We start from the raw sequence: 2004 nt of genomic DNA on the forward strand, positions 1-2004 counted from the left end.
TTCCCCAAGCGGCATGCGGCCTCGGTCGTCACCGCCGCCCGCGCTCCTGGGCTCAACCGGCAGCCCGGCAGCCCTCGTGGGGACCGACGGGCAGGCGACGACATCAGGGTGGCTCCGACGTTCGGCCGTGCAAACCAGAGTTCCATTGGAGTCAGACGTCTGCCAGCAACCGTGGGTAGGGGCTCACAACCCCAGACGAGTTGGCGCCGCGACCTTAGCGGTCCTCCCGGCCCAGTGGGGCACCAAGCGGCCACTCCTTTCCTTCGAAACGAGGTCAGTCGCGCCGTTGCTATCTTTCTGTGACTCCAGTGCCCACAGGGGGCGGCATGTGAGTCCGCATCAAGGAGATCCCATGAGCGATCACACGTACCGCCTCACCGAAATCGTCGACTCGTCCACGGACGGTGTTGACCAAGCTATCCGCAATGGAGTGGCACGAGCCTCCCAGACGTTGCGCAACCTGGAGTGGTTCGAGGTCGGCGAGATCCGGGGACACCTCGAGGACGGGCAGGTTCGTCACGTAATGTACTGAGCGGACCTRCTGGCACCGCTACCGCGCCGGTGACCGCCGGACGAGAACAGCCTCGTCGCCCTGTGGGTCCTCGAAGGGGGACATCGGCAGCTCGGGCATCGGCCAGCTAGGCATATCGGACTCAGTAATCACGCCGGACAGCAGGTGCTCTATGTACTCGACGAGCAGCTCTTCGGTCATTCGTCGCCCGTCGGGGAAGAACCATCGATGGACCGATGTCAGGGTCGACAAGATGAGGTTGCCGGCGACCTCGATGTCGCGTGGCCAGTCGAGGGTGCCTTCCTGTCGACATTCGGCGAGAAGGTCCACGAATTTGCTCGTCGTCCGCTTGGCCCATTGCTTGAACTCTTGGCGCGCGGCTGGCGACAGGGCCGCTTGCTCGCTGAATGTCACTCGGTACGAGTTTCGATACCGCACGGCGAACGCCACGTGCACCCTGATCAGCCACCGAAGCCGTGCGTTAGCCGGCGCATCAGCAGTATGGATAACCTGCCCGCACCGCTCTAGTTCCTCCGACACCAATGACACGATGGTGTCCAGTAGCCATTGTTTGCTCTGCACGTATTGGTAGACCGTCGGTTTCGAGATGTTCGCTTCACGCGCAATGTCTGCCATTGTGCTCGCCTGGTAACCCTTTGCGAGGAAGACGCGCGCAGCCGCGGCAACGACAAGCTCCGTGGTGCTCGCTCGCGCCTGCGCCATAGCTCCTCCTGACTCTTACACCGACCCACGTGGGTTGCCCGGTCAGTTCAGTATAGACGAGCGGTGCGCGGGCGAGGCGCAAGTGCAGCGTCCCGACGTCGCATCAGCTGAATAGGAGTGCCACCATGGCATCAAGCACGTCTTCGCTTCAGGACCAGCACTTCGAGGTTCTGCGCAGTGGCCAGGAAGTTCTGAGCAACGCGATCGATGATTGGGCCAAGCCCGCCAACGAGGCTTGGGGGGAGCCGCCAGGGCGCCTCGATCCCGACCTTCTCGACCCTCAACCCCTCCGAAGCCGTCTATCAGGTCTTCGACTTCGCCAGCGAGGCCCTGCACGCGCAGCGTCGCCTGGTCGACTTCTCCATTGAAACCTGACTTGGCTCACGTTGATCGTTCCAGCAAGATCGCAGGTCTGTGACCTGGGGTGTTGTCGCGCGGGAAGGCGAAAAGTCCGCACTAACCGGCGGGCTCTACGCTGGCCGGGTGTCTCCGTATGTGCGGACGGTGAAGACGAAGTCCGGGGCGCGGGCGGTGCAGATCGTGTACTCGTCGCGTGGGGGCTCGTTGCAGCTGGAGCACATCGGCTCGGCGCACGACGACGCGGCGCTGGAGGCGTTGAAGGCGGTCGCGCGGCAGCGCCTCGCCCGCGGTCAGGGTGAGCTTGACCTGGGCCTGGACGCGCCGGCGGCGGGTGGGCCGCTACCGATCACCTCAACGCGGTCCGCCGCACTGTGGGACGCGCTCGGCCGTGCCTACGACCTACTGGGATT

The 2004-nt window shown here is 64.2% G+C and carries 3 protein-coding genes and 1 pseudogene; 3 read left to right on the forward strand and 1 reads right to left on the reverse strand.

The features are described 5' to 3' along the window. Positions 1-352 precede the first annotated feature (352 nt). Positions 353-532 carry a dodecin gene (locus CC117_RS10145; protein WP_071083493.1) on the forward strand — a complete coding sequence of 60 codons (180 nt, stop codon included), beginning with the start codon at positions 353-355 and terminating at the stop codon, positions 530-532. Between the two features lie 18 nt (positions 533-550). On the opposite strand, the gene CC117_RS10150 is transcribed toward CC117_RS10145, so the two are convergent. Continuing rightward, on the reverse strand, positions 551-1234 hold the full coding sequence (locus CC117_RS10150) for a TetR/AcrR family transcriptional regulator (RefSeq protein WP_071083494.1): 684 nt from the start codon (positions 1232-1234) through the stop codon (positions 551-553). A 207-nt stretch (positions 1235-1441) separates the two neighbouring features. On the opposite strand from CC117_RS10150, the gene CC117_RS37370 reads away from it, so the two are divergent. After that, positions 1442-1609 carry a hypothetical protein gene (locus tag CC117_RS37370; RefSeq protein WP_157905388.1) on the forward strand — a complete coding sequence of 56 codons (168 nt, stop codon included), beginning with the start codon at positions 1442-1444 and terminating at the stop codon, positions 1607-1609. 108 nt (positions 1610-1717) lie between these two features. Continuing rightward, a pseudogene (locus CC117_RS10155) lies at positions 1718-2004 on the forward strand (IS1634 family transposase); the annotation flags it as partial.

Source organism: Parafrankia colletiae, from assembly GCF_001854655.1.
Taxonomy (GTDB): Bacteria; Actinomycetota; Actinomycetes; order Frankiales; family Frankiaceae; genus Parafrankia; species Parafrankia colletiae.

Excerpts from the sequence above, each read along its gene's own strand:
- CC117_RS10145 (WP_071083493.1), top strand. The coding sequence starts at position 353 with ATGAGCGATCACACGTACCGCCTCACCGAAATCGTCGACTCGTCCACG.
- CC117_RS10150 (WP_071083494.1), bottom strand. The coding sequence starts at position 1,234 with ATGGCGCAGGCGCGAGCGAGCACCACGGAGCTTGTCGTTGCCGCGGCT.
- CC117_RS37370 (WP_157905388.1), top strand. The coding sequence starts at position 1,442 with ATGATTGGGCCAAGCCCGCCAACGAGGCTTGGGGGGAGCCGCCAGGGC.